Source organism: Pseudaminobacter soli (ex Li et al. 2025) (genome assembly GCF_029892515.1).
Taxonomy (GTDB): Bacteria; Pseudomonadota; Alphaproteobacteria; order Rhizobiales; family Rhizobiaceae; genus Pseudaminobacter; species Pseudaminobacter soli_A.
The window spans coordinates 1,086,425-1,111,394 of sequence record NZ_JARXVF010000001.1 but is presented as its reverse complement, the minus strand read 5'-3'; the positions used below and the strand labels follow the sequence as shown (position 1 = coordinate 1,111,394).

General features: G+C 63.4%; 20 protein-coding genes. 13 read left to right on the top strand and 7 right to left on the bottom strand.

Annotation, left to right across the window (positions count from 1 at the left end):
* Window positions 1–100 precede the first annotated feature (100 nt).
* The 3 genes from M2281_RS05260 (at window position 101) to pdeM (ending at window position 4,594) form a co-directional block, all read left to right on the top strand.
* Window positions 101–1,021 (top strand): class I SAM-dependent DNA methyltransferase, encoded by a 921-nt coding sequence (locus M2281_RS05260; protein ID WP_280820033.1) that lies wholly within the window; start codon window positions 101–103, stop codon window positions 1,019–1,021.
* 343 nt (window positions 1,022–1,364) lie between these two features.
* Window positions 1,365–3,884 carry a ligase-associated DNA damage response DEXH box helicase gene (locus M2281_RS05255; RefSeq protein ID WP_280820032.1) on the top strand — a complete coding sequence of 840 codons (2,520 nt, stop codon included), beginning with the start codon at window positions 1,365–1,367 and terminating at the stop codon, window positions 3,882–3,884.
* Complete coding sequence (gene pdeM, locus M2281_RS05250; RefSeq protein WP_280820031.1) at window positions 3,881–4,594, top strand: ligase-associated DNA damage response endonuclease PdeM; 714 nt, start codon at window positions 3,881–3,883, stop codon at window positions 4,592–4,594. The genes M2281_RS05255 and pdeM overlap by 4 nt, the downstream gene beginning before the upstream one ends.
* A 37-nt stretch (window positions 4,595–4,631) precedes the next feature.
* On the opposite strand, the gene M2281_RS05245 is transcribed toward pdeM, so the two are convergent.
* The 5 genes from M2281_RS05245 to M2281_RS05225 form a co-directional block, all read right to left on the bottom strand.
* The gene (locus tag M2281_RS05245; protein WP_280820030.1) at window positions 4,632–5,417 is read right to left on the bottom strand and encodes a TIGR02186 family protein; all 786 of its coding nucleotides are present in this window, start codon (window positions 5,415–5,417) and stop codon (window positions 4,632–4,634) included.
* On the bottom strand, window positions 5,414–6,343 hold the full coding sequence (locus M2281_RS05240; RefSeq protein ID WP_280820029.1) for a sulfite exporter TauE/SafE family protein: 930 nt from the start codon (window positions 6,341–6,343) through the stop codon (window positions 5,414–5,416). Before M2281_RS05240 ends, M2281_RS05245 begins: the two co-directional genes overlap by 4 nt.
* A 192-nt stretch (window positions 6,344–6,535) precedes the next feature.
* Complete coding sequence (locus M2281_RS05235) at window positions 6,536–7,147, bottom strand: LysE family translocator (protein ID WP_280820028.1); 612 nt, start codon at window positions 7,145–7,147, stop codon at window positions 6,536–6,538.
* 91 nt (window positions 7,148–7,238) lie between these two features.
* On the bottom strand, window positions 7,239–8,042 hold the full coding sequence (locus tag M2281_RS05230; protein WP_280820027.1) for an AraC family transcriptional regulator: 804 nt from the start codon (window positions 8,040–8,042) through the stop codon (window positions 7,239–7,241).
* 147 nt (window positions 8,043–8,189) lie between these two features.
* Window positions 8,190–11,897, bottom strand: a complete 3,708-nt coding sequence (locus M2281_RS05225; protein WP_280820026.1) for a peptidoglycan-binding protein — start codon at window positions 11,895–11,897, stop codon at window positions 8,190–8,192.
* A gap of 443 nt (window positions 11,898–12,340) precedes the next feature.
* On the opposite strand from M2281_RS05225, the gene M2281_RS05220 reads away from it, so the two are divergent.
* The 7 genes from M2281_RS05220 (at window position 12,341) to M2281_RS05190 (ending at window position 20,726) form a co-directional block, all read left to right on the top strand.
* Window positions 12,341–12,808 carry a MerR family transcriptional regulator gene (locus M2281_RS05220; protein ID WP_280820025.1) on the top strand — a complete coding sequence of 156 codons (468 nt, stop codon included), beginning with the start codon at window positions 12,341–12,343 and terminating at the stop codon, window positions 12,806–12,808.
* 285 nt (window positions 12,809–13,093) lie between these two features.
* On the top strand, window positions 13,094–14,890 hold the full coding sequence (locus tag M2281_RS05215) for an acyl-CoA dehydrogenase C-terminal domain-containing protein (RefSeq protein ID WP_280820024.1): 1,797 nt from the start codon (window positions 13,094–13,096) through the stop codon (window positions 14,888–14,890).
* Window positions 14,891–14,940: 50 nt separating this feature from the next.
* Window positions 14,941–16,113 carry an acyl-CoA dehydrogenase family protein gene (locus tag M2281_RS05210; RefSeq protein ID WP_280820023.1) on the top strand — a complete coding sequence of 391 codons (1,173 nt, stop codon included), beginning with the start codon at window positions 14,941–14,943 and terminating at the stop codon, window positions 16,111–16,113.
* 9 nt (window positions 16,114–16,122) lie between these two features.
* Window positions 16,123–16,578 (top strand): OsmC family protein, encoded by a 456-nt coding sequence (locus tag M2281_RS05205; protein WP_280820022.1) that lies wholly within the window; start codon window positions 16,123–16,125, stop codon window positions 16,576–16,578.
* Window positions 16,579–16,600: 22 nt separating this feature from the next.
* A complete protein-coding gene (locus tag M2281_RS05200) occupies window positions 16,601–17,809 on the top strand; it encodes an acetyl-CoA C-acetyltransferase (RefSeq protein WP_280820021.1) in 1,209 nt (402 codons plus the stop codon).
* A 19-nt stretch (window positions 17,810–17,828) separates the two neighbouring features.
* Window positions 17,829–20,048 (top strand): 3-hydroxyacyl-CoA dehydrogenase NAD-binding domain-containing protein, encoded by a 2,220-nt coding sequence (locus M2281_RS05195; protein WP_280820020.1) that lies wholly within the window; start codon window positions 17,829–17,831, stop codon window positions 20,046–20,048.
* Window positions 20,049–20,180: 132 nt separating this feature from the next.
* Complete coding sequence (locus M2281_RS05190) at window positions 20,181–20,726, top strand: thioesterase family protein (RefSeq protein WP_280820019.1); 546 nt, start codon at window positions 20,181–20,183, stop codon at window positions 20,724–20,726.
* Between the two features lies 1 nt (window position 20,727).
* On the opposite strand, the gene M2281_RS05185 is transcribed toward M2281_RS05190, so the two are convergent.
* Window positions 20,728–21,198: a DUF6790 family protein gene (locus M2281_RS05185; RefSeq protein ID WP_280820018.1), complete on the bottom strand. Its 471-nt coding sequence runs from the start codon at window positions 21,196–21,198 to the stop codon at window positions 20,728–20,730.
* Between the two features lie 156 nt (window positions 21,199–21,354).
* Between M2281_RS05185 and M2281_RS05180 the strand changes: the two genes are divergently transcribed.
* The 3 genes from M2281_RS05180 to M2281_RS05170 all read left to right on the top strand — a co-directional run bounded on the left by M2281_RS05180 (window position 21,355) and on the right by M2281_RS05170 (window position 23,331).
* Window positions 21,355–21,654, top strand: a complete 300-nt coding sequence (locus tag M2281_RS05180) for a hypothetical protein (protein WP_280820017.1) — start codon at window positions 21,355–21,357, stop codon at window positions 21,652–21,654.
* Between the two features lie 165 nt (window positions 21,655–21,819).
* Entirely contained in the window at window positions 21,820–22,476 is a 657-nt protein-coding gene (locus tag M2281_RS05175; protein ID WP_280820016.1) for a S24 family peptidase, read from the top strand.
* Between the two features lie 42 nt (window positions 22,477–22,518).
* Window positions 22,519–23,331 carry a thermonuclease family protein gene (locus tag M2281_RS05170; protein WP_280820015.1) on the top strand — a complete coding sequence of 271 codons (813 nt, stop codon included), beginning with the start codon at window positions 22,519–22,521 and terminating at the stop codon, window positions 23,329–23,331.
* Here M2281_RS05170 and M2281_RS05165 read toward each other — a convergent pair.
* Window positions 23,294–24,946: a lysine--tRNA ligase gene (locus tag M2281_RS05165; protein ID WP_280820014.1), complete on the bottom strand. Its 1,653-nt coding sequence runs from the start codon at window positions 24,944–24,946 to the stop codon at window positions 23,294–23,296. The two genes, M2281_RS05170 and M2281_RS05165, sit on opposite strands and share 38 nt — an antisense overlap.
* Window positions 24,947–24,970: the final 24 nt, after the last annotated feature.

Here is a 24,970-nt window from a genome sequence, read left to right as displayed (position 1 = left end):
TCAAAATAGGCATTTGTGCGCGTCGGAAAAGCCTGATAAAGAGCGCGCCGCTCCGGACGTATCCGCGCCCGGATTTCCTCTTTTACAGGTCCAACGCTGCTTGAAGCCGCTGCAAACGTCGTCGGGTGATGTACTGGCGGATCGCCGCGCCGATTACGCAGAAATGCTGTTCGGTTCGGGCGATCATGCCGCTGCAGCCGAGCTGATGCTCGGTGCGCTTGAGCTCGTGCCGCAATGGGCGCTTGGCTGGTTCCGGCTCGGCGAAATGCACGAGGCGGCAGGGGACAAGGCAGGCGCGGCGAAGGCCTGGCGCCACGCGCTGGAGCTGGAACCGGAAGACAGGTTCGGTGCAGGGCTGAAGCTCGAGTTGATCGGCGAGGCTGGCCCGGGCGGCGCGCCGCCTAGCGCCTTCGTTGAGGCGCTGTTCGACCAATATGCGCCCAAATTCGACGACTCACTCGTCAACCGGCTGGCCTACAATGTGCCAGCCCTGCTCGACGCGGCAATCCGCGTTGCGCATCCCGGGCGCTTCGCAAGCGCAAGCGATCTCGGCTGCGGCACCGGCCTGATGGGCGAAAAGCTGCGCCCATATTGCGACCATCTCGAAGGTTACGACATTTCCGCCGGCATGCTCGGCATCGCGCGCGGCAAGAGCGTCTACGACCGGCTGGTCAAGGCCGACCTGCAGGCGCTCGCTTACGACGGCGCGCAAGTCGATCTCGTCGCGGCGGCCGATGTCTTCATGTATGTCGGCGCACTGGAAAAGGTCACGGCCACGGCAGCTTCGATGCTGCGGGAAGGAGGGCTGTTCGCCTTCTCGGTGGAATATTGGCGAGGGGAGGGGGATCTCATCCTCCAGCCCTCGCGACGCTACGCACACTCCGAAAATTATGTGCGTAGCGTCCTGACCAGGAATGCCCTTACCCTTGTTTCTCTAGAACCACACATCATCAGACAGGATCGCGGCCAACCCATCGAAGGCCTGATCGTGATTGCGCGCAAAGCTCCTCCGGCGCGCTGAGTTTTTCTTCCGATATCCCTATTGGCCCGTTCGAGGACGGCCCAACATTCCGCGCGAGCGCAACGGCTTTTCGGCCGGCTTTGCGGTCGTGCCTGCCTGCGATTGCAGGATGCTCTGCTGCAGCTCACCAACAAGCTTCTCGAGTGCTGCGATACGCGCTTCGAGCGCGACGATCCGCTCGTGATCGGAACTTTCTTGGTCTGGCTTCACTGCGTGGCCTCGTTGAAATGTCAGAACCCGCGATAGTGCATCCGGCGGCAGCTGTCAGTCTTCCGATATAAATGATCCTGTTTTGTTCGCAAAATCGCTTGGCGGCCGGTTCGCGTCGCGCTAGTTCTGACGCGTGAACGACCAGAGCCGATCCGAGCCGAGCGAGCAATCCGCCATCCTGCCCGAACCGTTCCTGAAATGGTTCGAGAGCCGAGGCTGGTCGCCGCGCGCCCATCAGCTTGATCTGCTGGTCCGTGCCCAGGCCGGAAAGTCGGTGCTGCTGATTGCGCCGACGGGCGCTGGCAAGACGCTGGCCGGCTTCCTGCCCACGCTGGTCGATCTGGCGAACAGGCCCAAGCGCCGGCCAGGACAGGCGCGGCGCGGCATCCACACGCTCTACATCTCGCCGCTCAAGGCGCTTGCCGTCGACATCGAGCGCAACCTCGGCAAGCCGGTGGCCGAGATCGGATTGCCGATTACGCTGGAGACACGCACCGGCGACACGCCATCCCACAAGCGCCAGCGCCAGAAGCTGGTGCCGCCCGACATTCTGATGACCACGCCGGAGCAGCTTGCGCTGCTGATCGCCTCGCCGGACGGGCCGCGCTTCTTCGAGGATCTGCGCTACATCGTGCTGGACGAGCTGCATTCGCTGGTCACCTCCAAGCGCGGCCATCTACTGTCGCTCGGACTGGCGCGGCTGCGCCGCTTCGTGCCCGATCTTCAGGCCATCGGCCTCTCCGCCACGGTGTCTGACCCGGATGAGTTGCGCCGCTGGCTGGTCGGGCAAAATCCGCCCGGCGACATGGCCGACCTGATCGAGGTCGCCGGCGGCGCCAAGCCGGAAATCAGCATTCTGGACTCGGAAGAGCGCGTGCCATGGGCCGGCCATTCGGCGCGCTATGCCATCCCCGAGATCTACGACGCGGTCCGCCGACACAAGACCACGCTGCTCTTCGTCAACACGCGCAGCCAGGCCGAATTCCTGTTCCAGGAACTTTGGCGCGCCAATGACGACAATCTGCCGATCGCGCTGCACCACGGCTCGCTCGATGTCAGCCAGCGCCGCCGCGTCGAAAAGGCGATGGAGACGAACAGCCTGCGCGGCATCGTCGCCACCTCAACGCTCGATCTCGGCATCGACTGGGGCGACGTCGATCTCGTTGTGCATGTCGGCGCGCCCAAAGGTGCGAGCCGGCTGGCCCAGCGCATCGGTCGCTCCAACCACCGCATGGACGAGCCCAGCCAGGCGATCCTCATTCCCGCCAACCGCTTCGAGGTGCTGGAATGCCGCGCGGCGCTGGAGGCGAATTATCTCGGCGCGCAGGACACGCCGCCGCTGGTCGAAGGCGCGCTCGACGTGCTTTGCCAACATGTACTGGGCGTTGCCTGTGGTGCGCCCTTCCGCGCCGACGACCTTTTCGAGGAAGTGCGCACAGCGGCACCCTATGCAACGCTCGATCGCCGCACCTTCGACCGGGTTGTCGATTTCGTCGCCACCGGCGGCTATGCGCTGAAGAGCTATGAGCGCTATGCCCGCATCAAGCTGACCAAGGATGGCACCTGGCGCATCAGCCATCCGCGCGTTGCCCAGCAATATCGGCTGAATGTCGGCACCATTATCGAGGTGCCGTCGCTCACCGTGCGCTATGTGCGCGAGGGCAGGGGCCTGGCGGCGCGTGGCGGACCCGCGCTCGGCAAGATCGAAGAGGCGTTTCTGGAAACGCTGGTGCCGGGCGACACCTTTTTGTTTTCCGGCAAGGTGCTGCGCTTTGAAGGCATCCGCGAAAACGAATGCTTCGTCTCCAACGCGCCGGGCAAGGACGCCAAGGTGCCATACTACGGCGGCGGCAAGTTCCCGCTTTCCACCTATCTCGCCGATGTCGTGCGCGCCATGCTGGCCGATCCACAGCGCTGGAAGCAACTGCCTGATCAGGTCGCCGACTGGCTGCGGTTGCAATCGGAAAAGTCCATCCTGCCCAGGCGCTCCGACCTGCTGATCGAGACCTTCCCGCGCGGCGGGCGCCATTACATGGTCGCCTATCCGTTCGAGGGGCGTCCGGCACACCAGACGCTCGGCATGCTGCTCACCCGCCGGTTGGAGCGCGCAGGCGCGCGGCCGTTCGGCTTCGTCGCCACCGACTATGCGCTGGCGATCTGGTCGCTCGGCGACATGGGGCACATGTTCGGGCGAGGCGAGCTGCCGCTTGGCCAGTTGTTCGACGAGGACATGTTGGGCGACGATCTCGATGCCTGGCTGGCCGACAGTTGGATGCTGAAGCGCACCTTCCGCAATTGCGCGCTGATCTCGGGGCTGATCGAGAAGCGCCATCCGGGGCAGGAAAAAAGCGGTCGGCAAGTGAATGTCTCGGCCGACCTCATTTACGACGTGCTTCGCAGCCATGAGCCCGACCACATTCTGCTGCAGGCTACGCGCGCTGATGCCGCAATGGGCCTGCTCGATGTCAGGAGGCTTGGCGAGATGCTCTCGCGCATTCGCGGTCGAATCGTGCATAAACCGCTGGAGCAGATCTCGCCGCTGGCAGTGCCCATCATGCTCGAAATCGGCAAGGAGGCGGTGCGCGGCGATGCCGACGACACGCTTCTCTTGGAAGCCGAGGGCATCATCGAGGAGGCCATGGGGCCGCAATGAGCAGTCTGGCGCATAAGGCTCGGCAACCGCGCGATGAGGCGATTCTGATCGCCGGCGAACGCGTGGTCTGCGACCGGCGCGGTGTGCTGTTCGCGCCCGAGCTTGAACTGCTTGTCGTGTCTGACCTGCATCTGGAAAAAGGCTCGTCCTACGCGCGGCGCGGCGCGCTGCTGCCGCCCTACGATACCGCGGCCACGCTTCAGCATCTCGCCGCCGTCATCGACCACTACCGGCCACGGCGGGTGATCAGTCTCGGCGACAGCTTTCACGATGGTGAAGGTGCTGCGCGTCTGCCCGAGATCTTCCGGCAGGCTTTGGAAGCGCTGATGGCCGGCCGCGACTGGTTCTGGGTTGCCGGCAATCATGATCCGCAGGCTCCGGCCGGGCTTCCCGGCGACACGGTGAGCGAGATCCATGTCGGGGGCTTAAGCTTCCGGCACGAGCCCTCTGCCACTCCTGTCGAAGGCGAGATCGCCGGTCACCTGCACCCTTGCGCGCGCATCGTCCAGCGTGGCCGTTCGGTCCGCCGCCGCTGCTTCGCCAGCGACGGCAGCCGCATCATCATGCCGGCCTTCGGCGCCTATACCGGCTCGCTCAACGTTCTCGATCGCGCCTATCACGGCCTGTTCGACTGGGAAAAATTCCGCGCCTATATGCTCGGTTCCCACCGCATCTTCTCCATCGCGGGGGCGATGCTGCATCCCGGGTAGAGACTGGCTAGTCGGAGGACGCTCTATGCCCTCGCCCTCAGTCCTTCCTGAAGATGACGCGGCCGAGCCAACCGGTGATCATGGCCAGCACCACGGCGAAAATACCAAACCAAAGGCTGTGGCGCATGGCAAAACGGTAGATCGCCTGCTCGAAACCGGACTTGTAGATGGCCAGCTGCGCAGAAGTCTCTTTGATGAAGACGCCGTTGCGGAACAGAAAGGCGCGCGCCCGATGCGTGCCCACCGGCACATCAGGCGCCAGGAGCAGCTTGGCGCGAAACAGGTTGGCCGACAGGAACTGCACGCCGCCGATGCGCTCGCTGTAGAGCCCGGTCTTCTGCTTGAGTTCCCGCAGGGCGGCCACAAAGCCGGCAATGGTTGTCGGGGTTTCGGTGGTGTCCACCGGCGCGATGTGCAGATTGTTGGCGCCAAGCGAGAGCTGCCGGTATTTTTCGGGGTCAGCTATATCCTGCCACGGACGCGTGGTGGCGACCGAATAGGACGACGGCACATTGTCGAACGTCTCTGAATCGACGTTGATCCACATGCCGAGCACGCGGTCCTTGCGGCGCACGACGACCGGGCGCGTCGGCCCCTCGAGTGCTACGATCACGTCGTAGCGGCCCTGCCGCGCCAACAGCGGATCTGAGTTCTCGATCGCGCCGAAGATGGTGAGATCCGCGCCGGTGAAATCGGCGGTAATGGCGACGCGGTCGGTCGAGAGGCCGATCTGGATCGTTTCCTGCGGTAGCTCGACCGCGAGCGCTGGCGTCGTCGATAGCCAGGCGAGCGCAATGGCGGCCAGCGCCGCCGCCGACCTCATAGGTGGCCTCCGTCGAGGCCGCTCAGCGTATAGACATTGGCAGGCTGCACGAAGAGGTCGTACGCAAGGCGCAGCGCCACCGCCAGAACCAGCAGCGCCAGCAGTGCACGCAACTGCTCGCCGCGCAGCCTCTGCCCGGCCTTGGCGCCATACTGCGCGCCGGCCACGCCGCCCACCATCAGTACGAAGGCGAGCACGATGTCGACTGTCTGGTTGGTGGTGGCATGCACGATGGTCGTGTAGGCCGACACGAAGATGATCTGGAACAGCGAGGTGCCGATAACGACGTTGGTCGGTACCTTGAGCAGGTAGATCAGCGCCGGCACCATGATGAAGCCGCCGCCCACGCCCATGATCGACGACAGGAAACCGATGCCGGCGCCCAGCCCCAGCACCGGAATGACACTGACGAACAGCTTTGAGGCGCGAAAGCGCATCTTCAGCGGCAGGCGGTGGATCCAGTTGTGCTGGCCGGGCTTCTTCAGCGTCGGCGCAGCGCCGCCCTTGGTCTGGCGCAGTGCGTTGATGCTTTCCACCATCATCAGCCCACCCACCGAGCCGAGCAGCACGACGTAGAGCAACGAGATGAACAGGTCGAGCTGGCCGATGGCGCGCAGCAGCGAGAACACGTAAATACCGAGCGTCGAGCCGAACACGCCGCCGACCAGAAGCATACCGCCCAGCTTGAAGTCGAGCGTGCCGCGCTTGAAATGGGCGAGCGCGCCGGAGAAGGACGAGGCGATGACCTGGTTGGCGCCGGTCGCCACCGCGATTGCCGGCGGAATGTTGTAGAAGATCAGGAGTGGGGTGATGAGGAAGCCACCGCCGACGCCGAACATGCCCGACAAAAATCCCACCGCCGCGCCCATGGCGAGCAGCACGAAGATATTGACTGATAATTCAGCGATCGGGAGATAGATACCCACCCGTCAAACTCTACGCTATGCCCGCCGGCGAAGTCTGTTCCTTGCCTTGGGTGATTGCACGCCCTTGCGCCGACATTACGGCAAAATCAAAGTCAGCATGCAGTCTAAAACGAAAAGCATGTCAACAGGTTAACGATAGCGCCGATTGTCTGTCACATAGCGTCATAAGCGAGGTTCAGACGCGGGAGGTGCTTAGCGGTCGGCCAGCGCCAGCCGCGCGCCGAGCAGCACGAAGCCGGCCGCAAAGCTGCGGCGCATCCAGGCCATCACCTGTGGGCGCGAAATGACTTTGTCGCGCACGGATGCTGCGAACAGTCCGTAGCCGACGAAGACGATGAAGGTCATCGCCATGAAGACCCCGCTCAGCAGCAGCATGGTCTCGATCGGATGCGGGTCGGCGATGCTGACGAACTGCGGCAGGAAGGCCAAAAAGAAGATCGATAGTTTTGGATTGAGGATGTTGATGAGGACGGCGGTGACGGTCAGGCGGACCATCGAGCGCGGTTCCGAACGTTCTTCAACGTTGAGCGATCCCTTCTCGCGCAGCGCATTCCAGGCCATGTAAAGCAGGTAGGCCACGCCCGCATATTTGAAGATTTCGAAGGCCAGCGCGCTAGCGTGCAAGATCGCGGCCAACCCGAAGATGGCGGCGGCCATGTGCGGCAGGATGCCGATGGTGCAGCCGAATGCCGCCACAACGCTGGCACGCGCGCCATGTGTCAGTCCCGTCGCCAATGTGTAGAGCACGCCGGTGCCGGGCGAGGCGACGACTATGAGTGAAGTGATCAGGAATTCGATGCCCATGGACTATCTCCTGCCAGGTGTTGCGCATGTAGGTGCACATCGAAACGCGTACCGGCCGGCATGTCTTGAACAGGATTGCGAGGGCTAGAAATCAGGCCACGGCTGCGGCGTAGACGCCGGGTGACACACCATATTTGCGGGCGAACACGCGCGTCATATGCGCCTGGTCGGCGAAGCCGCTTTCGGCCGCAGCATCGGCGAGCCTTGTGCCGCGCGCTATCAGCCGCCTGGCAAGGTCGGCCCGCCGCTGGAGCATATAGGCATGCGGCGTAAAACCTGTCGCCTTGGCAAAGCTGCGGACAAGCTGGAAGCGGCTGAGCCCGCTTGCCTTGGCAAGGTCGGCGAGCGTCAGCGCCGCTGCCGGAGCATCGTCGATAAGTTCGCGCGCCTTCCGGATCGCGGCTGGCATCGACGGCGCGCCAGCAAATTCCACTCGCTCGCTGACGACGCGCGCCAGCAATAACGGCAGCAGTTCGTCGCGGCGCAGTTCGGGCGAATGGGGATTGGTCATCGTCGCGAACAGACGGCGGAAGAGATCAGCGGCACCAGCGTCGGTCATGGCTGGCCGGTGGAACTCGGAATGGGCCGGCGCCACCTCGCGTATATCCTCGACGGCGGCAACCACGATCTCGGGATCGAAATAGAGCATCCTCCAGGATCGGCCGGCGTCGCCGATGGGCGCACCGTCATGCACTTCGCCCGGATTGACGGTAATGATGTCGCCGGCACCGGCTTCCACCGTGCCACGGCCGCTCAGCGATCTCTGCGCGCCGTGATCGATCACGCCGATCCCGAACTGCTCGTGCGAATGCCGCTGGAAGACATGCCGCGACGAAGCAGCCACCGCCTGAATGCCGGCGCTGCCGCAGCGAAGCATTGTGAACTGGCCCTGCATCCTTTTTGCTATCCGACCACATCGTCTCAAACCCATTGTGCCATTGGGTGGGCCTCATTTCCAAGGGGGCATGAGAGAAGGGCGCAAAACGACAAGCCCCGCGACCTATCAGCCGCGGGGCTCTCAATCTGCTTGGGGAAGCAGCTGCTACTTCAGGGCCAGCAGCGCGCGCACTACCTTTTCGTCGACTTCGCCGGTCGGCTGCAAGCCGTTGGCCTTCTGGAAGGCGGCCAGCGCATCCTTGGTCTTCTGGCCCATCACGCCGTCGGTGCTGCCGGCGTCGTAGCCGTTCTTGCTCAGGATGGCCTGGATGCTCTTGACCGCTTCCTTCACGTCGACATTTGCGGTGTTGGTCTGGCCTTCCTGCCAGGCCGAGGGAACATCGACCGCATTGGCGTAGGCGTCGAGCTGCTTGGGCTTCCACAGATCGGCCGCCGCGCGGGCGCGCTGCAGCTGCTCGGGACGCAGAGCCTTGGCGATCTCGTCGCGCTTGCCGCCTGCGTCCTTGTCGCCGCCGTTGGCGACGATCGAGAACCATTTGTAGGAGTCTTCCAGGTTCTGCTGCGTGCCGACGCCCTTGGCGGCGAGGATGCCGAGGTTGAATTGGCTGTCCTTGACGCCGAGCTCCGCGGCCTGGTTGAACCAGCGTACGGCCGCTGCATTGTCGGGCGCGCCGTCGGCTCCCATGGCAAACAGCACGGCCAGATTGTGCATGGCGCTGGCGTTGCCCTGGTTCGCGGCCAGCTGGTACCACAGCTTGGCCTTGCCAAGGTCGCTTTCGACACCGATGCCTTTTTCGTAGAAATTGCCGATGCGGTACTGCGCGGGCGCGAGGCCGAGCTCGGCAGCCTTTTCATACCACTGCGCAGCCGTCTTGGTGTCGGTCGCCACGCCGCGGCCGTCCGCATAGCGCGAGCCGATCTCGAACAGCGCCTTGGCGTCGCCTGCAGCGGCGGCTTCGCGCAGCGCTGCCGGGCCGGCTTCGGCCGGTACGACGATTGCAGCGGTCTTCGATACGGCGTCTGCGGCCGGCTGCTGGGCGGCCGTGGGCGCCGAAGCTGCGGGCAGGGCGGCGTCGGTCTGCGAGGCAAAGGCAGCCGTTGCCGGCTGGGCAGCGGCAAAGGACATCGGGGCAGCAGGCGCGGCGGGCTGATCGGCTATTGCCGGAGCCTGAGCCGTTTGCACGGGCTGCGGATCGACGGTCTTGGCCTCGACAGCTTCAGGTTCGACAACCGGCTGCTTGGCGTTTTCCGCCGTTTCGACGACAGGCGTCTCGCTTGCGGTGAGTTCAGCGGTGTCTTCGGTCTTGTTGGTGTCCTGGGGCGTTACGTCTTTGGCGACCTGAACGCCGTCTGTCATCAAGGTCTTGCCGAGCTGCAGGCCGGCAAGTGCCATCATGACCGCGGCGGCAGCCATGAGGATGGGCTTGCGCCGTGCCTTCAGCATGTCGCCAAAGCGCACCGCGCGGACCGGGCCCTTGAGCTCGGAGCCGTTCTTGAGCGCTTCCACCTCGGCGGCGGCGGCCTGTGCCCGGCGGCGCGCAGCGGCGATGAAGTCTGCCCGCGCGGCGTCGGTCTCGGCGGGCTTGGCCTGCTGGCCGCGCTCGTCGCGCACCCGGCGCATGATGGCGTTGAGGTCGGGCGCGCCGGAGCCGGGCTCGAGCGGCCGGTTGGCGAAGTCCGGATCAAGCGGCATGTCGAGGTCGACGCTCGGCGCGGCCTCGGCCTGTTCGGTGACGAGGGGGGCGTTGACGGCGGGCTCTTCCGCCTTCTGGCGCTTGCGGCCGGAGAAGGCCCGCATCAGGCCGCCAAACCGCGAATGGGAAGCGGCCACCGGCTTGTCGCCAGCGATTGTGTCGGAGTCGAGGGCTGAAGCGGCTGCTGCGGCGATAGCGGCTTCGGCGGGCGAACGCACGGCACCATCGCGATCGGCCGGGCTCGGCGCCTGCAGTTCGTCAAGCACGCCCATCAGGGGCAGCGAAGCGTCGAAGTCCAGGGACGGCGTGTCCTGCACGGCCATCTTCTGCGGCGCCGTCCGCTCCTGCTCTGGCATCGCTTCGACGCGGTCGACGGGTTCCAGCGAGCCCAGCCGGTCGACGATCTTCAGCAACGTATCGTGGATCGCCTCGAAGGTCTTGGTGTTGCGCTCGTCCGAGCGGCGCGTCAGCGCTTCCAGCGCGCGGAGATCGTCGGCCAGGCCGGAGACGGCTTCGCTCTGGTTCGGCGAGCCGGTCATCGAGAGCACTGCGTTTTCGGCGGCCTGGCGCGCGGCCTCGAGCAGGGATTCATGGCTGGTGGCAATCGAGCGCTCGATCTCGTCGAGGCGCGGGGCGATGTCCTCGAACTCGGGCAGCGGATTCGTCGGGCGGGCGAGGTGCTCGGAAAGCCCGGCGACCTGCGCTTCCAGATTGCGGATCAGTTCCGGATCGATACCGGCAAACTGCTGCGCAGAACTGTCGATGCGGCGCGAGATGTCGTCGAGACGCGTTTCGAGACCGCGAACCACGTCCTCGTCGGCCCCGAACCGCTCCGCAAGTGCGGAGAAGCGGGCGTCGATGGCTTCCATGATGCCGGTATTGTCGAAGGAGGAAACGTGGGCGCGCTGGTCGAGCCGGTCCGCGACTTCGTCGAAGCGGCGCTCCAGGTCGCGGAATAGCATGTTGCTCTGCTCCAGCGCGTCGCCCTGACGGCGTTCGATCATGCTGGAGAAGAGGTCGAGCCGTTGCTCGATGCCCTGAAAGATGTGATCCGCATTGGGGGCCACCGGCGCCCGGTCGATCTTTTCGGCAATGCCGGCGATCTGCTGGCCGATCCGCTCGACGGCGGCTTCGGGCAGGTGCACCTGCGTGCTGATTTCATCGACGCGCTGCGACAGCTGGCTCAGCCGCTCGATCACCTCGTGCGTGGGATGGTCGTTGGCCACTTCCTCGATCTGCCGGGCGAGCGAGGAAATCCTGGCCTCGATCCGCTCGAACGGCTCGGGGTCGAAATTGGCCTGCGTCAGCGCTGCGGTGGAAGCCACGATGGCGCGGGAAATCTCGTCTAGGCGCTCTTCGATCTGGTTGAAGGTCTCGCCGCCGCGGCTCTCGTTCTGACGGGCGAAATGCTCGACTGCGCCGGCCAGCATACGGACTTTTTCTTCAAGGGAGCGCAGCGAAAGCGATTCCGGTAGGTTGTCGACTGCATTGCTGATCTGTTCGAGACGCTGGGTCAGGGCGGTGATCGCCGGGTCCTGCGCCTGGCTGGATGCCACGCGGCCTTCGAAATCAGTCCAGCGGCGGTCAAAGTCGTCCCAGCGGCGGTCGACCGAGAGCACGGTCTCCTCGCGGGCCAGCGTGTCGAGCGCGCCCTTGACCTGTTCCAGTTCAAGCCTGAGCAGGTTGATGCTCTTGTCGTCCGCGCGTTCCGACAGCGCCAGGATGGCGCCGGAGAGCCGCTCGAATTCCAGATTGAGTTCGCGCGCGTCGCGGTCCGCCGACGACTGGCCGACGCGCTCGATGTCCCGGCGCATCGCCTCGAACTCGTTGCGCATGCCCGACGAGACCTGCTGGCGCAGATCATCGCGCAGGGTCTTCAGTTCGTTCGCGATCTTGCCGAAAGCGGCGACGCCGTCTTCCTGGCTGCGAATGCGGTCGAGGTCGCGGGCGATGGTCTGATAAGCCTGCTCAGCGGTGCCCGTGTCGCGCACCGCGCGAAGCTCGGCGAAGCTGCGCGGAAGCTCCGCTTCGGGCTCCGCGTGACGACCGAGGCGCTGCTGGAGATTGTCGAGCGAGCGATTGAGTTCCTCGAGTGAGGTATACGACCTGCGCGGCCGTCCGGCATTGATTGTGTCGAGATAGGAGCGCTTGCTGTTCATCGAAACGTCCGTTCGCCGGTTGCTGGCATGAGCCAGTGTGAAATTCACTGTCGGAACGGATGCGTGCGCTTGCGCTGCGAAAAGGCTATTTCCAAGGCTCGCCCACACTCCGCGAAACCGTGAACAATTCGATACGGGATATCCACGACAGGCCGACCAGCGCACCTTTCGCCTAACGTGGTAAACAACCCGTTAACTGCCGGCCCGTCGGAGTAAGGATTTCGTTAAAATCGTCTAAAACTGTTTTGCGCACTCGGCGCTTGCAAGACCGGGATGTCGTGAGTATAGCATTGACGTAAACGTAAGTGGTGCGAACAGTTCGCCGCTCACGGCATTGATCCTGAAGAAACCTTGACTGGAAGCCAGGCGTAAAAAGCCTTAGCCCCCGCTGCTTCCATCCCGGTGTTGGCCGCCACGCCGCACCCCCCCAACGGGAAAAGCAAATGACTATGAAACTTATGAAGGCCGACGATATGGCGGCCACCACGGACAACATTATCGACGAAACGGACGAAAACCTCGTCCGCATCGGGGAAATGGCCAAGAAGTATGGCGTGACGCTGCGCACGCTGCGCTTCTATGAAGACAAGGGCCTGCTCAACCCGCAGCGTGAAGGCAGCACTCGTCTGTACACGCACCGCGAGGAGACCCGCCTCAAGCTCATCCTGCTCGGCCGCAAGGTCGGTTTCTCGCTTCGCGACGTCAAGCAGATGATGGACCTCTACGAGCCCAACGGCTCGAACACCAAGCAGCTGCGCGTTGCGCTCGACAAGTCGGAGAAGCAGCTTGCCCGTCTCAACAAGCAGCGGCAGGCCATTGACGAGGCCATCGGCGAGTTGACCGACGCCATGGCGGTCGTGCGCAGCAAGCTTGCCGAGCAGCGCCCGATGCCGGTTGCCGCCAACGACTGACCGATAGCCGCAAGGCTCCTATCAAAAGGCCGTGCGACGCCCTGAGTGGGTGTCGCGCGGCCTTTTTCTTTGCGTGTTGGATTGCGGCGGTCGCCGACTGAGGAGCTTGCCAGGGCCCGTTCTTGAGCGGCTTTTGCGGCTCACGGCTGCGACGAAAAATCAACGCCACGTAAATTGACGTTTACGCAAACGTCAATTATTGCTATGGCCACAATATTCGGAAAGCGGACTCGACGCTTCACGGACGGGGCATCGAAGCCGCATATTTGTGGTGGAGGTTGTGCGATGCCGTCATACAGGGCGCCGGTTCAAGATACGCTTTTCGTGCTGAATGAGGTGCTCGGCTACGAGCGCTACAGCAATCTTCCTGGATTTTCCGACGCCGCGCCCGATGTGCTCGAGGCCATCCTTGGCGAAGGCGCCAAGCTCGCTGAAAACGTGCTCCAGCCCACCAATCGTGTCGGCGACATGGAAGGCTGCTTGCGCCACGCCGACGGCTCGGTCACCACCCCCAAGGGATTTAGGGAAGCCTTCGACCAGTATCGCGAGGGCGGCTGGCTCGGGCTCGCGGCACCAGTCGAATTCGGCGGGCAGGGGCTGCCTTACACGGTGCACTCGGCGGTCGCCGAATACATGGTCTCGGCCAACATGGCGCTGATGATGTATCCGGGCCTGACCCAGGGCGCCATTGCGGCCGTTCTGGCCCACGGCACCGACGAGCAGAAGAACACCTGGCTGCCAAAACTGGTCGAGGGTGGCTGGACCGGCACCATGAACCTCACCGAGCCGCATTGCGGCACCGATCTCGGCTTGCTGCGCACCAAGGCCGTTCCGAACGGTGACGGCACCTACAAGATTTCCGGCCAGAAGATCTTCATCTCCGCCGGCGAGCACGATATGTCGGACAATATCGTCCATCTGGTGCTGGCCCGCATCGAGGGTGCGCCGGAAGGCGTGAAGGGGATCTCGCTTTTCATCGTCCCGAAATTCCTGCTCAACGGCGCCGGCGAACCCGGTGAGCGCAATGCCGTCTCCTGCGGTTCCATCGAAGAGAAGATGGGCATCCACGGCAACTCCACCTGCGTCATGAACTACGACGAGGCCATCGGCTATCTGCTCGGGGCGGAGAATGGCGGCCTGAAGGCCATGTTCACCATGATGAACGAGGCGCGTCTGGGCGTCGGCCTGCAGGGCCTGGCCGTGTCGGAAGCCGCCTATCAGGGCGCGGTGGAATACGCCAGGGAGCGTCTGCAGGGCCGCTCGCTGTCCGGCTCCAAGGCGCCGGACAAGAAGGCCGACCCGATCATCGTCCACCCCGACATCCGTCGCAACCTGATGACGATGAAGGCCTTTAACGAGGCGGGCCGTGCGCTGGTGCTGTGGACCGCGCTCAAGGCTGACATCTCCCATTGCGGCGAGGACGAGGCCGAGCGCCAGGCGGCCGACGACCACATGGGCTTGATGACGCCGGTGGTTAAGGGCGTTCTCACCGACAAGGGTTTTGAGCATGCGGTGATGGCGCAGCAGGCGTTCGGCGGCCACGGCTATATCGAAGAACACGGCATGAGCCAGTTTGTGCGCGATGCCCGCATCGCCATGATCTACGAAGGCGCCAACGGCATCCAGGCGCTCGATCTCGTCGGCCGCAAGCTGGCGCTGAATGGCGGCCGGGCGCTGCAGGCCTTCTTCAAGGAGGTCGGCGACTTCTGCGAGGAAAGCCGCGCCGACGAGAAGATGGTGCCCTACACCAAGGCGCTGAAGAAAGGTCTCAACGACCTGCAGGCCGCCACCATGTGGCTGATGCAGAATGGCATGGCCAAGCCCGACAATGCCGGTGCCGCGTCCACCGACTACCTGCATCTCTTCGGCCTCGTCGCGCTCGGCTACATGTGGGGCCGCATGGTCAAGGTCTCCCATGGCAAGCTCGCCAACGGCGCCGGCGACAACGCGGCCTTCTACGAGCACAAGCTCGTCACCGGCCGCTATTTCATGGAGCGTGCCATGCCCGAGACGTCGGCGCACCTTTCTCGCCTGTCCAGCGGTGCGGACACCATGATGGCGCTGCCGGCCGAGGCGTTCTGAGTTGTCGGGCCGGCTCTGCCGGCCCATGATGCAAGGGGAGGAGCGAACGCATGACGACCAATCCCGCCGAAGTGCTTGGTCTGCCTAAACCGGCTTGGGTCACCGAAGACGTCGCCATGCTCTACGACATGGCGACTAAGTTCCTCGAGGCCGAGATCGCGCCGCGTTACGAGGAATTCGAGAAGGCCGAGATATTCGATCGCGAAAGCTGGCGGAAGGCCGGCGAGGCGGGGCTGCTCTGCGCCTCCATGCCGGAGGAATACGGCGGCTCGGGCGGCACGTTCGCGCATGAAAGCGCCATCATGGAAGCCATCAGCCATGTCGGCGTCGACGGCTTCGGCATCGCGCTACACAACTCCATCGTCGCGCCCTACATCCTCCGCTATGGCTCGGAGGAGCAGAAGAAGAAGTGGCTTCCGAAAATGGCGACCGGCGAGCTGATCGGCGCCATCGCCATGACCGAGCCCGGTGCCGGCTCGGACCTCCAGGGCGTAAAAACCTCCGCCATTCGCGACGGTAACCAGTACCGCATCAACGGCTCGAAAACCTTCATCACCAATGGCCAGCTCGCCAATCTGATCGTCGTCGTCACCAAGACCGATCCGTCGAAGGGCGCCAAGGGCACTTCGTTGATCGTGGTCGAGACCGACGAGGTCGAAGGCTTCGAGCGTGGCCGCAACCTTGACAAGATCGGCCTGAAATCCAACGACACGTCCGAGCTTTTCTTCAACGATGTGCGCGTGCCGACAGCCAATCTGCTCGGCACCGAAGAAGGGCAGGGTTTTGTCCAGCTCATGCAGCAGCTGCCGCAGGAGCGCCTGCAGATCGGGGCCACGGCGATTGCCATGGCAGAGCGTGCGCTTGCCGTGACCATCGACTACGTCAAGGAACGTAGCGCCTTCGGCAAGCCGATCCTCGAATTCCAGAATACCCAGTTCAAGCTGGCCGAGCTGAAGACCGAGGCAACCATCGGCCGTGTCTTCTACAACGATTGCGTCCAGCGCCACCTGAATGACGGGCTTGATCCGGTCACGGCCTCCATGGCCAAGTACTGGCTGAGCGAGCTGCAAGGCAAGGTCGTGGACGAGTGCCTGCAATTGCATGGCGGCTATGGCTACATGAATGAATACCCGATCGCGCGCATGTATCGTGATGCCCGCGTGCAGCGCATCTATGGCGGCACAAACGAGATCATGAAGCTGCTGATTGCGCGGAGCCTTTAGGAGGAAGCCATGTCGATCCACACCGCGGAGCTGAGCTGGAAACCGGCTGAAGGCGATCAGTTTTCGACTGGCCGTTACACCCGCGTGCACCAGATCGCTTTCGATGGCGGAACTACTTTCCTCGGCTCGCCGGCACCAGTGGTGGTGCGCGAGCCCTATGCCTCGAAAGCCGCGGTCGATCCGGAGGAGATGTTCGTCGCCTCGCTAGCCTCCTGCCACATGCTCTGGTTCCTGGACTTTGCCCGGCGGGCCGGTCTCGAGATCCTGTCCTACCACGACAAGGCGGAAGGTCTTTTAGAGAAGAATGCCGACGGCCGCACCGCCATCACCCGCGTCACCCTGCGTCCGGAGGTCGAAATCCGTGGAGACAGGGCAAAGCTCGCGGAAATTCACAGGCAGGCGCACGACGCCTGCTTCATCGCCAACTCGGTGAAGAGCGAAGTTATCGTCGCACCGCAAAATTGAGATTTCAGGAGGTAACGTCACCATGGCCGATGCATATGTTTATGATGCCGTGCGCACCCCGCGCGGGCGCGGCAAGAAGGACGGCTCGCTGCACGAGGTTCCGGCAGTGCGGCTGGCGGCTCGCACGCTGGAAGCCATCCGCGACCGCAACGGGCTCGACACCTCGACGGTCGACGACATCATCTTCGGTTGCGTCGATCCGGTTGGCGAAGCGGGCTCGGTGATCCCGCGCGCTGCCGCATTCGAGGCAGGCTATGACAACAAGGCGCCCGGCATGCAGATCTCCCGCTTCTGCGCCTCGGGCCTCGACGCCATCAATTTCGGCGCTGCAAAAATCGCCCAGGGCGCCGACGAGATCGTGATTGCCGGCGGCGTGGAGTCGATGAGCCGTGTCGGCATGGGCATGTCGGGCGGCGCCTGGTTCATGGACCCTTCGGTCGGCATGCCGGCCTGGTTCGTGCCGCAGGGCATTTCGGCCGATCTCATCGCCACCAAATACGGTTTTTCGCGCGACGACGTCGACGCCTATGCGGTCGAGAGCCAGAAGCGCGCCGCCAATTCCTGGGAAAAGGGCTACTTCAAGAACTCGGTGATCCCGATCAAGGACCAGAACGGCCTGACCATCCTCGACCATGACGAGCATATGCGCCCGACCACCGACATGCAGGGGCTGGCCTCTCTCAATGCGTCCTTCGTCATGCCGGGCGAGATGGGCGGCTTCGACGCGGTCGCGGTGCAGAAACATCCTGAGATCGAAGCGGTGAACCACGTCCACCACGCCGGCAATTCGTCCGGCATCGTCGATGGCGCGGCCGCCGTGCTGCTCGGTTCCAAAAAGGCCGGCAAGGCGATGGGCCTGAAACCCCGTGCCCGCATCCGCGCTTTCGCGAATATCGGCTCCGAGCCGGTGCTGATGCTGACCGGCCCGGTCGACGTCACCGAAAAGCTGCTCAAGCGCGCCAAGATGAAGCTCTCGGACATCGACCTGTTCGAGCTCAACGAGGCCTTCGCCTCAGTCGTGCTGCGCTACATGCAGGCCTTCGACATTCCGCACGACAGGATCAACGTAAATGGCGGCGCCATCGCCATGGGCCATCCACTCGGCGCCACCGGCGCGATGATCTTCGGCACCGTGCTCGACGAGCTGGAGCGGCGCAACCTCAACACCGCCCTGGTCACGCTCTGCATCGGTGCGGGCATGGGCACCGCCACCATCATCGAACGCGTCTGACAGGAGAGGGGAGACAAAAATGGCCTACAAGAACTTTACTCTCGAAACCGACGCCACCGGCATCGCTCTCGTCACCTGGGACATGCCCGACCGGTCGATGAACGTCTTCACCGAAGAGGTGATGGACGAGCTGAACGCGATCATCGATCAGGTCTCTAGCGATGCAGCCATCAAGGGCGCGGTCATCACCTCCGGCAAGGATTCTTTCTCGGGCGGTGCCGACCTCACCATGCTGCAGAAGATGCTTGGCCTGTTCCAGAAGGAGAAGGCCAAGGATCCGGACAGTGCGATCAAGCTCCTGTTCGACAATGCCGGCCGCATGAGCCAGCTGTTCCGCAAGCTCGAAACCAGCGGAAAACCCTGGGTGTCCGCCATCAACGGCACCTGCATGGGTGGCGCTTTCGAAATGTCGCTCGCCTGCCACGGCCGTGTCGCCGCCGACGGCGATGGCGTCAAGATGGCCCTGCCGGAAGTGAAGGTCGGCATCTTCCCGGGCGCCGGTGGCACCCAGCGTGTGCCGCGCCTGGCCAACACGCAGGATGCGCTGCAGATGCTTACCTCGGGCCAGAACCTTTCGGCGCAGCGCGCCAAGGCCATGGGCCTCATCCACGCCGTGGCCGAGCCCGCAAAGCTCGTCGAGACGGCCAAGGCGATGATCGCCAACGGCCTGAAGCCGGTTCAGCCTTGGGACGAAAAGGGCTTCAAGCTCCCCGGCGGCCCGGTCTACTCGGCCGCTGGCGCAAACCTCTGGCCGCCGGCAATCGCCATCCTGCGCCGCGAGACCTACGGCAATTATCCCGCCGCAGCTGCGATCCTGAAATGCGTCTATGAAGGCCTTCTTGTGCCCTTCGACACCGGCCTCAGGATCGAGCAGCGCTACTTCACCGAGATCATGCAGTCGAAGAAAGCGGCCGCAATGATCCGCTCGCTCTTCGTCTCGCTGCAGGAGCTCAACAAGGGCGCGCGCCGCCCCGAAGGGGTGCCTGCCACCCAGTTCAAGAAGATCGGCGTCATCGGTGCCGGCTTCATGGGCGCGGGAATTTCCTATGTCACCGCCAAGGCCGGCATTCCGGTCGTGCTGATCGACCGCGACATACCGTCGGCCGAGAAGGGTAAGGCGCATTCGGCCGATCTGATGGACGGTTTGATCAAGAAAGGCCGTGCCAAGCCGGAGGAGAAGGAAAAGCTGTTGTCGCTCATCACGCCGAGCGACGACTACGCAGCGCTCGAAGGCTGTGACCTCGTCGTCGAGGCGGTGTTCGAGGATTCCGAGGTCAAGAAGGCGGCCACCGAGAAGGCCGAGGCGATGCTGAAGTCCTCGGCGGTCTTCGCCTCCAACACCTCCACCATTCCGATCACCTCGCTGGCGAAAAACTCGGCGCGCCCGAAGAATTTCGTCGGCATCCACTTCTTCTCGCCGGTCGACAAGATGATGCTGGTGGAAATCATCCTCGGCAAGAAGACCGGTGACAAGGCGCTCGCCGTGGCCATCGACTATGTCCGCGCGATCAAGAAGACGCCGATCGTGGTCAACGACACGCGCGGCTTCTACGTCAACCGCTGTGTGCTGCGCTACATGTCGGAAGCCTTCAAGATGCTGATCGAAGGCGTGCCGGCGCCGATGATCGAGAATGCCGCGCGTGCGGCCGGCATGCCGGTCGGCCCGCTGGCGCTCGCCGACGAGACGGCAATCGACCTCGCCCAGAAGATCATGAAGCAGACCATTCGCGATCTCGGAGAGAAGGCTGTCGATCCCGAGCAGATGAAGCTTATCGACACCATGGTCGACAAGAACGGCCGCTTCGGCCGCAAGAACGGCAAGGGCTTTTACGATTATCCCGAGAAGCCGGCCAAGAAGCGCCTCTGGCCAGGCCTGAAGGACCTCTACAAACAGCAGAACCCCGACAAGATCGATTTCGAGGAGCTGAAGCAGCGTCTGCTCGCAGTCATCGCGCTCGAAGCTGCACGCGTGATGGAGGAGGGCATCGTCACCGATCCGCGCGAGGCCGATGTCGGCTCGATCCTCGCATTCGGCTTTGCGCCCTATACGGGCGGCACGTTGTCCTACATCGACGGCATGGGCGCCAAGAACTTCGTCAAGCTCGCGAAGGCACTGCAGAAGAAATACGGCGCCGAGTTCAAGGCGCCCAAGCTTCTGCAGGACATGGCCGAGAAGGGCGAGACCTTCTACCAGCGCTTCAACCCCTATCCAAAGGAAGAGGCCAAGAAGGCAGCCTGATCGGGTTGCTCCCGTCTGCTACGGGAGATAAATCGCTGGCCGGGCGAGATTTTTCGATCTCGCCCGGCTTTCTATGTCAGTCGCCCGTTCTCCAACCCGGGAAACGAGGCGGCATCTCACAGGTGAATTGAAATGTATGTCTGGGCACGACTTGCCAGGATGGCGCTCACCACCGGCAGTCGCGGCGACTACCGTATGGGCGACGAGAGCCGGCTGAGCTTCCGCTGCCTGCCGACCGACATCGATTTCAACATGCACCTCAACAATGCCCGCTATCTGATGCTGGCCGATGTCGGCCGCATCGACATTTTTTTCCGCACCGGCCTCATCGCGCTCGCGCGGGAAAAGGGCTGGGCTCCCATGCTGGGCGGCCTGCAGACAGTCTTCGTCCGCGAAATCCGGCTCTGGCGGAAGTTCGACGTCGTCTCGACCGTCGAAACCTGGGAGGGCACGCAGATCATCGGCCGGCACAAATTCGTGCTCGACACCGGCGAGACGGCCGCGCTGGTGCTGACCACCGCCGGCATCTATGACCGGCGCAACCGTCGTTTTGTCGAGTTCGACGAGGTGCTGAGCGCGCTCGGCCGCACCGCCACGGCGCGCCCGCCCACCGAGGCCGAGCGCATCTTCCTGGCTTCGCACACCGGCCTTCGCGCGCTGACCAAGCAGGGCGGCTAGTTCAGGAAAGCCGCCACAGCGTCAGCAAAGCAAAGATCGCCAGAACCACGCAGGCGTACAGGTCGCTCACCATCGCGATATTCTGCTTTACATTCCGGTCGGTGTCCGTGGCATGCCGGATGCCGGCTATGCCGTAGAACAGGGCGCCCATAATCGCCATCGGCAGCACGAAGCTCGGCGCCACAAGCGAGAGCGTGCCGACAACGCCCGTGGAGAAATTCGCCACGCCCAGTTCCCGCACGAAGGGCAGCGCGTCGCCGCTTTCGATGCCGAAGATCCGCTCTGCGGTGAAACTGGGCTGGAAGAATTGCCTCAGCCCGGTCAGCAACAGCCGGATGCCCACCATCCAGAAGACGAGCCACTTGCCGATGAGCGGCAAGAGCGCAACCGCATCCTCCGAGTGGAAATATTCCGTCAGGATCGATCCAACGGGCAGAACCAGCATCAGGAGAAGAACGACCAGTGCGTACATGGCTGCTTCGAACCGGGTGCAGCAGGGATATGTGGCGGCGCGCCGTCACGTCAAATCTTGAGCCGGACATGTGTTCGAGGCGCCGCGTTGCTTCCGCCGTCAGGGCCAAAGTGATAGAGTTTCGTCGTTACGTATGTCAGCCGGAAAGGATTGATCATGCGTATGCTGCTGAAAATTTCGATCCCGGTTGCCGAAGGCAATCGCACCATCAGGGACGGCACCCTCCCGACCATCATGGAAATGGCACTTGCCCAGCTTCATCCGGAGGCAGCCTACTTCACGCTCGAGGACGGTAACCGCACTGCCTTCATCTTTTTCGACCTGAAAGACGTAACCGTGATGCCGACCATCGCCGAGCCGTTTTTCATGGGCTTCAACGCCAAGATCGACCTGACGCCGGTGATGAATGTCGAGGACATGAGAACCGGCCTCAAGGCCATGCTGCACGCGGCCTGAGGAAATCAGACGCCGGCACCACTTGCGTGAATCGGGAGAGGGCGCGCGCGTTGCAGGACGGCCGGTGCGCGACCAGATCCAGGTGTCGCGATGTATGGACAAGCCACATGGCGAGGGGTAGATAGCAGGAAAGGTATTTTTTCCTGTTTCCGAAGGGAGCAAGTCATGCTCTCCCATGAACGAGTCTGGGCCGCTATCGACGCATTGGCCGAACGCTATTCGCTGTCCGCTTCCGGGCTGGCGAAGCGTGCAGGGCTCGATTCCACGGCGTTCAACAAGTCGAAACGCGCCTCTGCCGATGGCCGTCCGCGCTGGCCGTCGACCGAGTCCCTTGCCAAGATACTCGAGGCCACTAATTCCACGCTCGAGGAATTTCTCGGGTTGGTGGAAGGGCGCATCAAGGACGACAGGAAAGACGACAGCCTGCCCGTCCAGACCTCCACGGTTCCGTTGCTCGGCTTTGCCCAGGCGGGCGCCGGTGGCTTCTTCGACGATGCCGGTTTTCCCGCGGGTCAGGGCTGGGACTTGGTCGAACTGCCCGCGCGCGCGACCGAGAATTCCTACGCGCTTCAGGTTCAGGGCGACTCCATGTTGCCGCTCTACCGCAATGGCGACGTGTTGATCGTCGAGCCTGGTGCGCCCATTCGCAAGGGCGACCGCGTCGTGGTCAAGACGCGATCGGGCGAGGTCATGGCCAAGGTGCTTGCGCGCCGCAACGCCAGCGGGATCGAGCTTGTCTCGATCAATCCCGAGCACCCCGACCGAAGCCTCGTCATGGAAGAGGTAGACTGGTTGGCACGCATCGTCTGGGCAAGTCAGTAGCGAGCCGATAGCCAGTAGCGAGCCAATTGAAAGGAGCGGGCCATGCGTCCGGTTATCCTTCTTGTCTCCGCCGTTTCACTCGTGGCTATGGGGGGAGCGATTGTGGCCGGCGGCCGCGCCGTAAGTTCCAATGAGGTCGGGCCTGCAGCCTCGAAATCAGATGCCGGATCGCCCGGCTTCCATCATCACGTCAAGCCGAAAATCACTCTGTTGAAGGCTGTTGCCGCTATCGACAATGCGACCCAAACGGCTCCTGTGGGCGTAATTGGTCACGCCCCAATGCTGGCCGAAGCTGCACATAGAACCAGGTTACACAAAACGCCGAAAGAGGAGCCTACCATCGGCGACGTGTCCATCGCGCTGTCGCCAATGCAGGAGCAGGGCAGGCCAAAGGTGCTCTATCGCCCGCGCGCAACGGAAACCGGCATCATCGACGCCATGGGCTACACGCTGATCCTCACGGGCGTGAACCCGCCGAAGTTCAGCGACAAGTGCGTGTTCAATGGCAGGTCCTGGCCCTGCGGCGCGCATGCCCTGAGTGAATTTCAATCCTGGTTGCGCAATCGCGCCGTCACCTGCCTGGTGCCCGCCCAGCCTTCCGGGCGTGCGGTTCTGACCAAATGCAGCGCCGGCCGTGACGATGCCGGCGCCTGGCTGGTCAAGAATGGATGGGCGCGGGCCGAGGCCGCCGGCCCTTATGTAAAGGCCGGCGAAAAGGCGCGTGCGGAAAAGCTCGGCATCTATGGCCAGGCACCATGGCTCAAGCCCAGGCAGCCGGCATTGCCGCGACTTGAGCCGCTGCCGCCTGAACTGATGGCTACGCCGCCAACTGACCTTTCAGCGCCTTCTCAATGAGCGCGCGCGTTTCGGCAATGCCGTAGAGCGCCGCGAAGGAGCCGAAGCGCGGTCCGCGTTCCTGGCCGATCAACACCTGGTAGATCATCTGGAAGAAGGCGACAGACACGCCGGGGCCACCTTCCGGGCTCTGCTTAGTGTGATCCTGGTAGCGCTCGATCTTGCGCGCGACGTTGAGCGCCGCGTTCTGGATCGCCTCGCTGTCCGCGCCGGCCGGCAGTGCAGCCAAAGCGTCCGACAGCTTTGCGAGCGCATCCTGTTCGATTTCGTCAGGCGCACGGTAGACCTTGGTCGGCTTCACGAAATCGTCGAAGTAGCGGATCGCATAGTCCGCCAGCTTGTCGAGTTCGGGATGCGAAGCCGGGGTGACATCCGACGCATGGCGCGAGATGAAGCCCCACAGCACGTCCTTGGTCTGGGCGTTGGAAGCGCTGACCAGGTTAAGCAGCAGCGAGAACGGCACCGGCATATCGATCGTCGGCGGGTTGCCGTTATGCATGTGCCAGACGGGGTTGCCGAGGCGGTTCTTCCAGTCTTGCTTCGGATAGGCGGCCAGGAAGCTGTAATATTCGTCCACCGCCTTGGGGATGACGTCGAAGTAGAGCTTCTTTGCCTGCCGCGGCCGCTGGAACATGTAGAGGCCAAGGCTCTCGGTCGTCGCATAGGTCAGCCACTCGTCGATGGTGAGACCATTGCCCTTCGACTTCGAGATCTTCTGGCCGTTCTCGTCCAGGAACAGCTCGTAGACGAAGTGCTCCGGTGCCCGGCCGCCCAGAATGTCGCAGATGCGGTCGTAGATGGCCGCATTGGTCTGGTGGTCCTTTCCGAACATCTCGAAATCGACGCCCAGCGCCGCCCAGCGCATGCCGAAATCGGGCTTCCACTGCAGCTTCACATTGCCGCCCTTCACCGACAGCGTGGTCTCGGTGCCGTCCTCGTCCTCGAAGGTGATGGTGCCGGCCTTGGCGTCGACATGCTTCATGGGCACGTAGAGCACGCGGCCGCTCTTCGGCGAGATCGGCAGGAAGGGGCTGTAGGTCGCCTGGCGCTCTTCGCCCAGCGTCGGCAGCATCACAGCCATGATCTCGTCATAGCGCTCGGCGGCATGAACCAGCATGTCGTCGAAGCGGCCCGACTTGTAATACTGCGTCGCGCTGGCGAATTCGTAGTCGAAGCCGAACGTGTCGAGGAAGCGGCACAGCATCGCGTTGTTGTGGTCCGCGAAGCTCTCATAGTTGCCGCCGAACGGGTTCGGCACCGATGAAAGCGGGATGTGCAGATACGGCTCGAGCGCGGCGCGATCCGGCACGCTGTCCGGGATCTTGCGCATGCCATCCATGTCGTCCGAAAAGCAGATCAGCTTGGTGGCGACCTTGTCCTCGGTCAGCACGCGGAAAGCGTGGCGCACCATGGTCGTGCGCGCAACCTCGCCGAAGGTGCCGATATGCGGCAGGCCCGAAGGGCCGTAGCCGGTTTCGAACAGCACCGTTTTGGGGAACTCGCGACCTTTATAGCGCGCGATGATTTTGCGCGCCTCCTCGAACGGCCAGGCTTTGCTTTCGGCGGCCGCCGCGAGGATTTCGGGGTTGAGATCGATCATGTTTGATCCCGTCATGTCGCTGTTCCTGCATCGTTTGCC

What these genes read in the sequence shown, in the direction of transcription:
- M2281_RS05200 (WP_280820021.1), top strand. Translation starts at nt 16,601, where the DNA reads ATGGCCGATGCATATGTTTATGATGCCGTGCGCACCCCGCGCGGGCGC.
- M2281_RS05175 (WP_280820016.1), top strand. Translation starts at nt 21,820, where the DNA reads ATGCTCTCCCATGAACGAGTCTGGGCCGCTATCGACGCATTGGCCGAA.
- M2281_RS05180 (WP_280820017.1), top strand. Translation starts at nt 21,355, where the DNA reads ATGCGTATGCTGCTGAAAATTTCGATCCCGGTTGCCGAAGGCAATCGC.
- M2281_RS05185 (WP_280820018.1), bottom strand. Translation starts at nt 21,198, where the DNA reads ATGTACGCACTGGTCGTTCTTCTCCTGATGCTGGTTCTGCCCGTTGGA.
- M2281_RS05195 (WP_280820020.1), top strand. Translation starts at nt 17,829, where the DNA reads ATGGCCTACAAGAACTTTACTCTCGAAACCGACGCCACCGGCATCGCT.
- M2281_RS05165 (WP_280820014.1), bottom strand. Translation starts at nt 24,946, where the DNA reads ATGACGGGATCAAACATGATCGATCTCAACCCCGAAATCCTCGCGGCG.
- M2281_RS05225 (WP_280820026.1), bottom strand. Translation starts at nt 11,897, where the DNA reads ATGAACAGCAAGCGCTCCTATCTCGACACAATCAATGCCGGACGGCCG.
- M2281_RS05205 (WP_280820022.1), top strand. Translation starts at nt 16,123, where the DNA reads ATGTCGATCCACACCGCGGAGCTGAGCTGGAAACCGGCTGAAGGCGAT.
- M2281_RS05170 (WP_280820015.1), top strand. Translation starts at nt 22,519, where the DNA reads ATGCGTCCGGTTATCCTTCTTGTCTCCGCCGTTTCACTCGTGGCTATG.
- M2281_RS05215 (WP_280820024.1), top strand. Translation starts at nt 13,094, where the DNA reads ATGCCGTCATACAGGGCGCCGGTTCAAGATACGCTTTTCGTGCTGAAT.
- M2281_RS05230 (WP_280820027.1), bottom strand. Translation starts at nt 8,042, where the DNA reads ATGCAGGGCCAGTTCACAATGCTTCGCTGCGGCAGCGCCGGCATTCAG.
- M2281_RS05190 (WP_280820019.1), top strand. Translation starts at nt 20,181, where the DNA reads ATGTATGTCTGGGCACGACTTGCCAGGATGGCGCTCACCACCGGCAGT.
- pdeM (WP_280820031.1), top strand. Translation starts at nt 3,881, where the DNA reads ATGAGCAGTCTGGCGCATAAGGCTCGGCAACCGCGCGATGAGGCGATT.
- M2281_RS05220 (WP_280820025.1), top strand. Translation starts at nt 12,341, where the DNA reads ATGACTATGAAACTTATGAAGGCCGACGATATGGCGGCCACCACGGAC.
- M2281_RS05210 (WP_280820023.1), top strand. Translation starts at nt 14,941, where the DNA reads ATGACGACCAATCCCGCCGAAGTGCTTGGTCTGCCTAAACCGGCTTGG.
- M2281_RS05245 (WP_280820030.1), bottom strand. Translation starts at nt 5,417, where the DNA reads ATGAGGTCGGCGGCGGCGCTGGCCGCCATTGCGCTCGCCTGGCTATCG.
- M2281_RS05235 (WP_280820028.1), bottom strand. Translation starts at nt 7,147, where the DNA reads ATGGGCATCGAATTCCTGATCACTTCACTCATAGTCGTCGCCTCGCCC.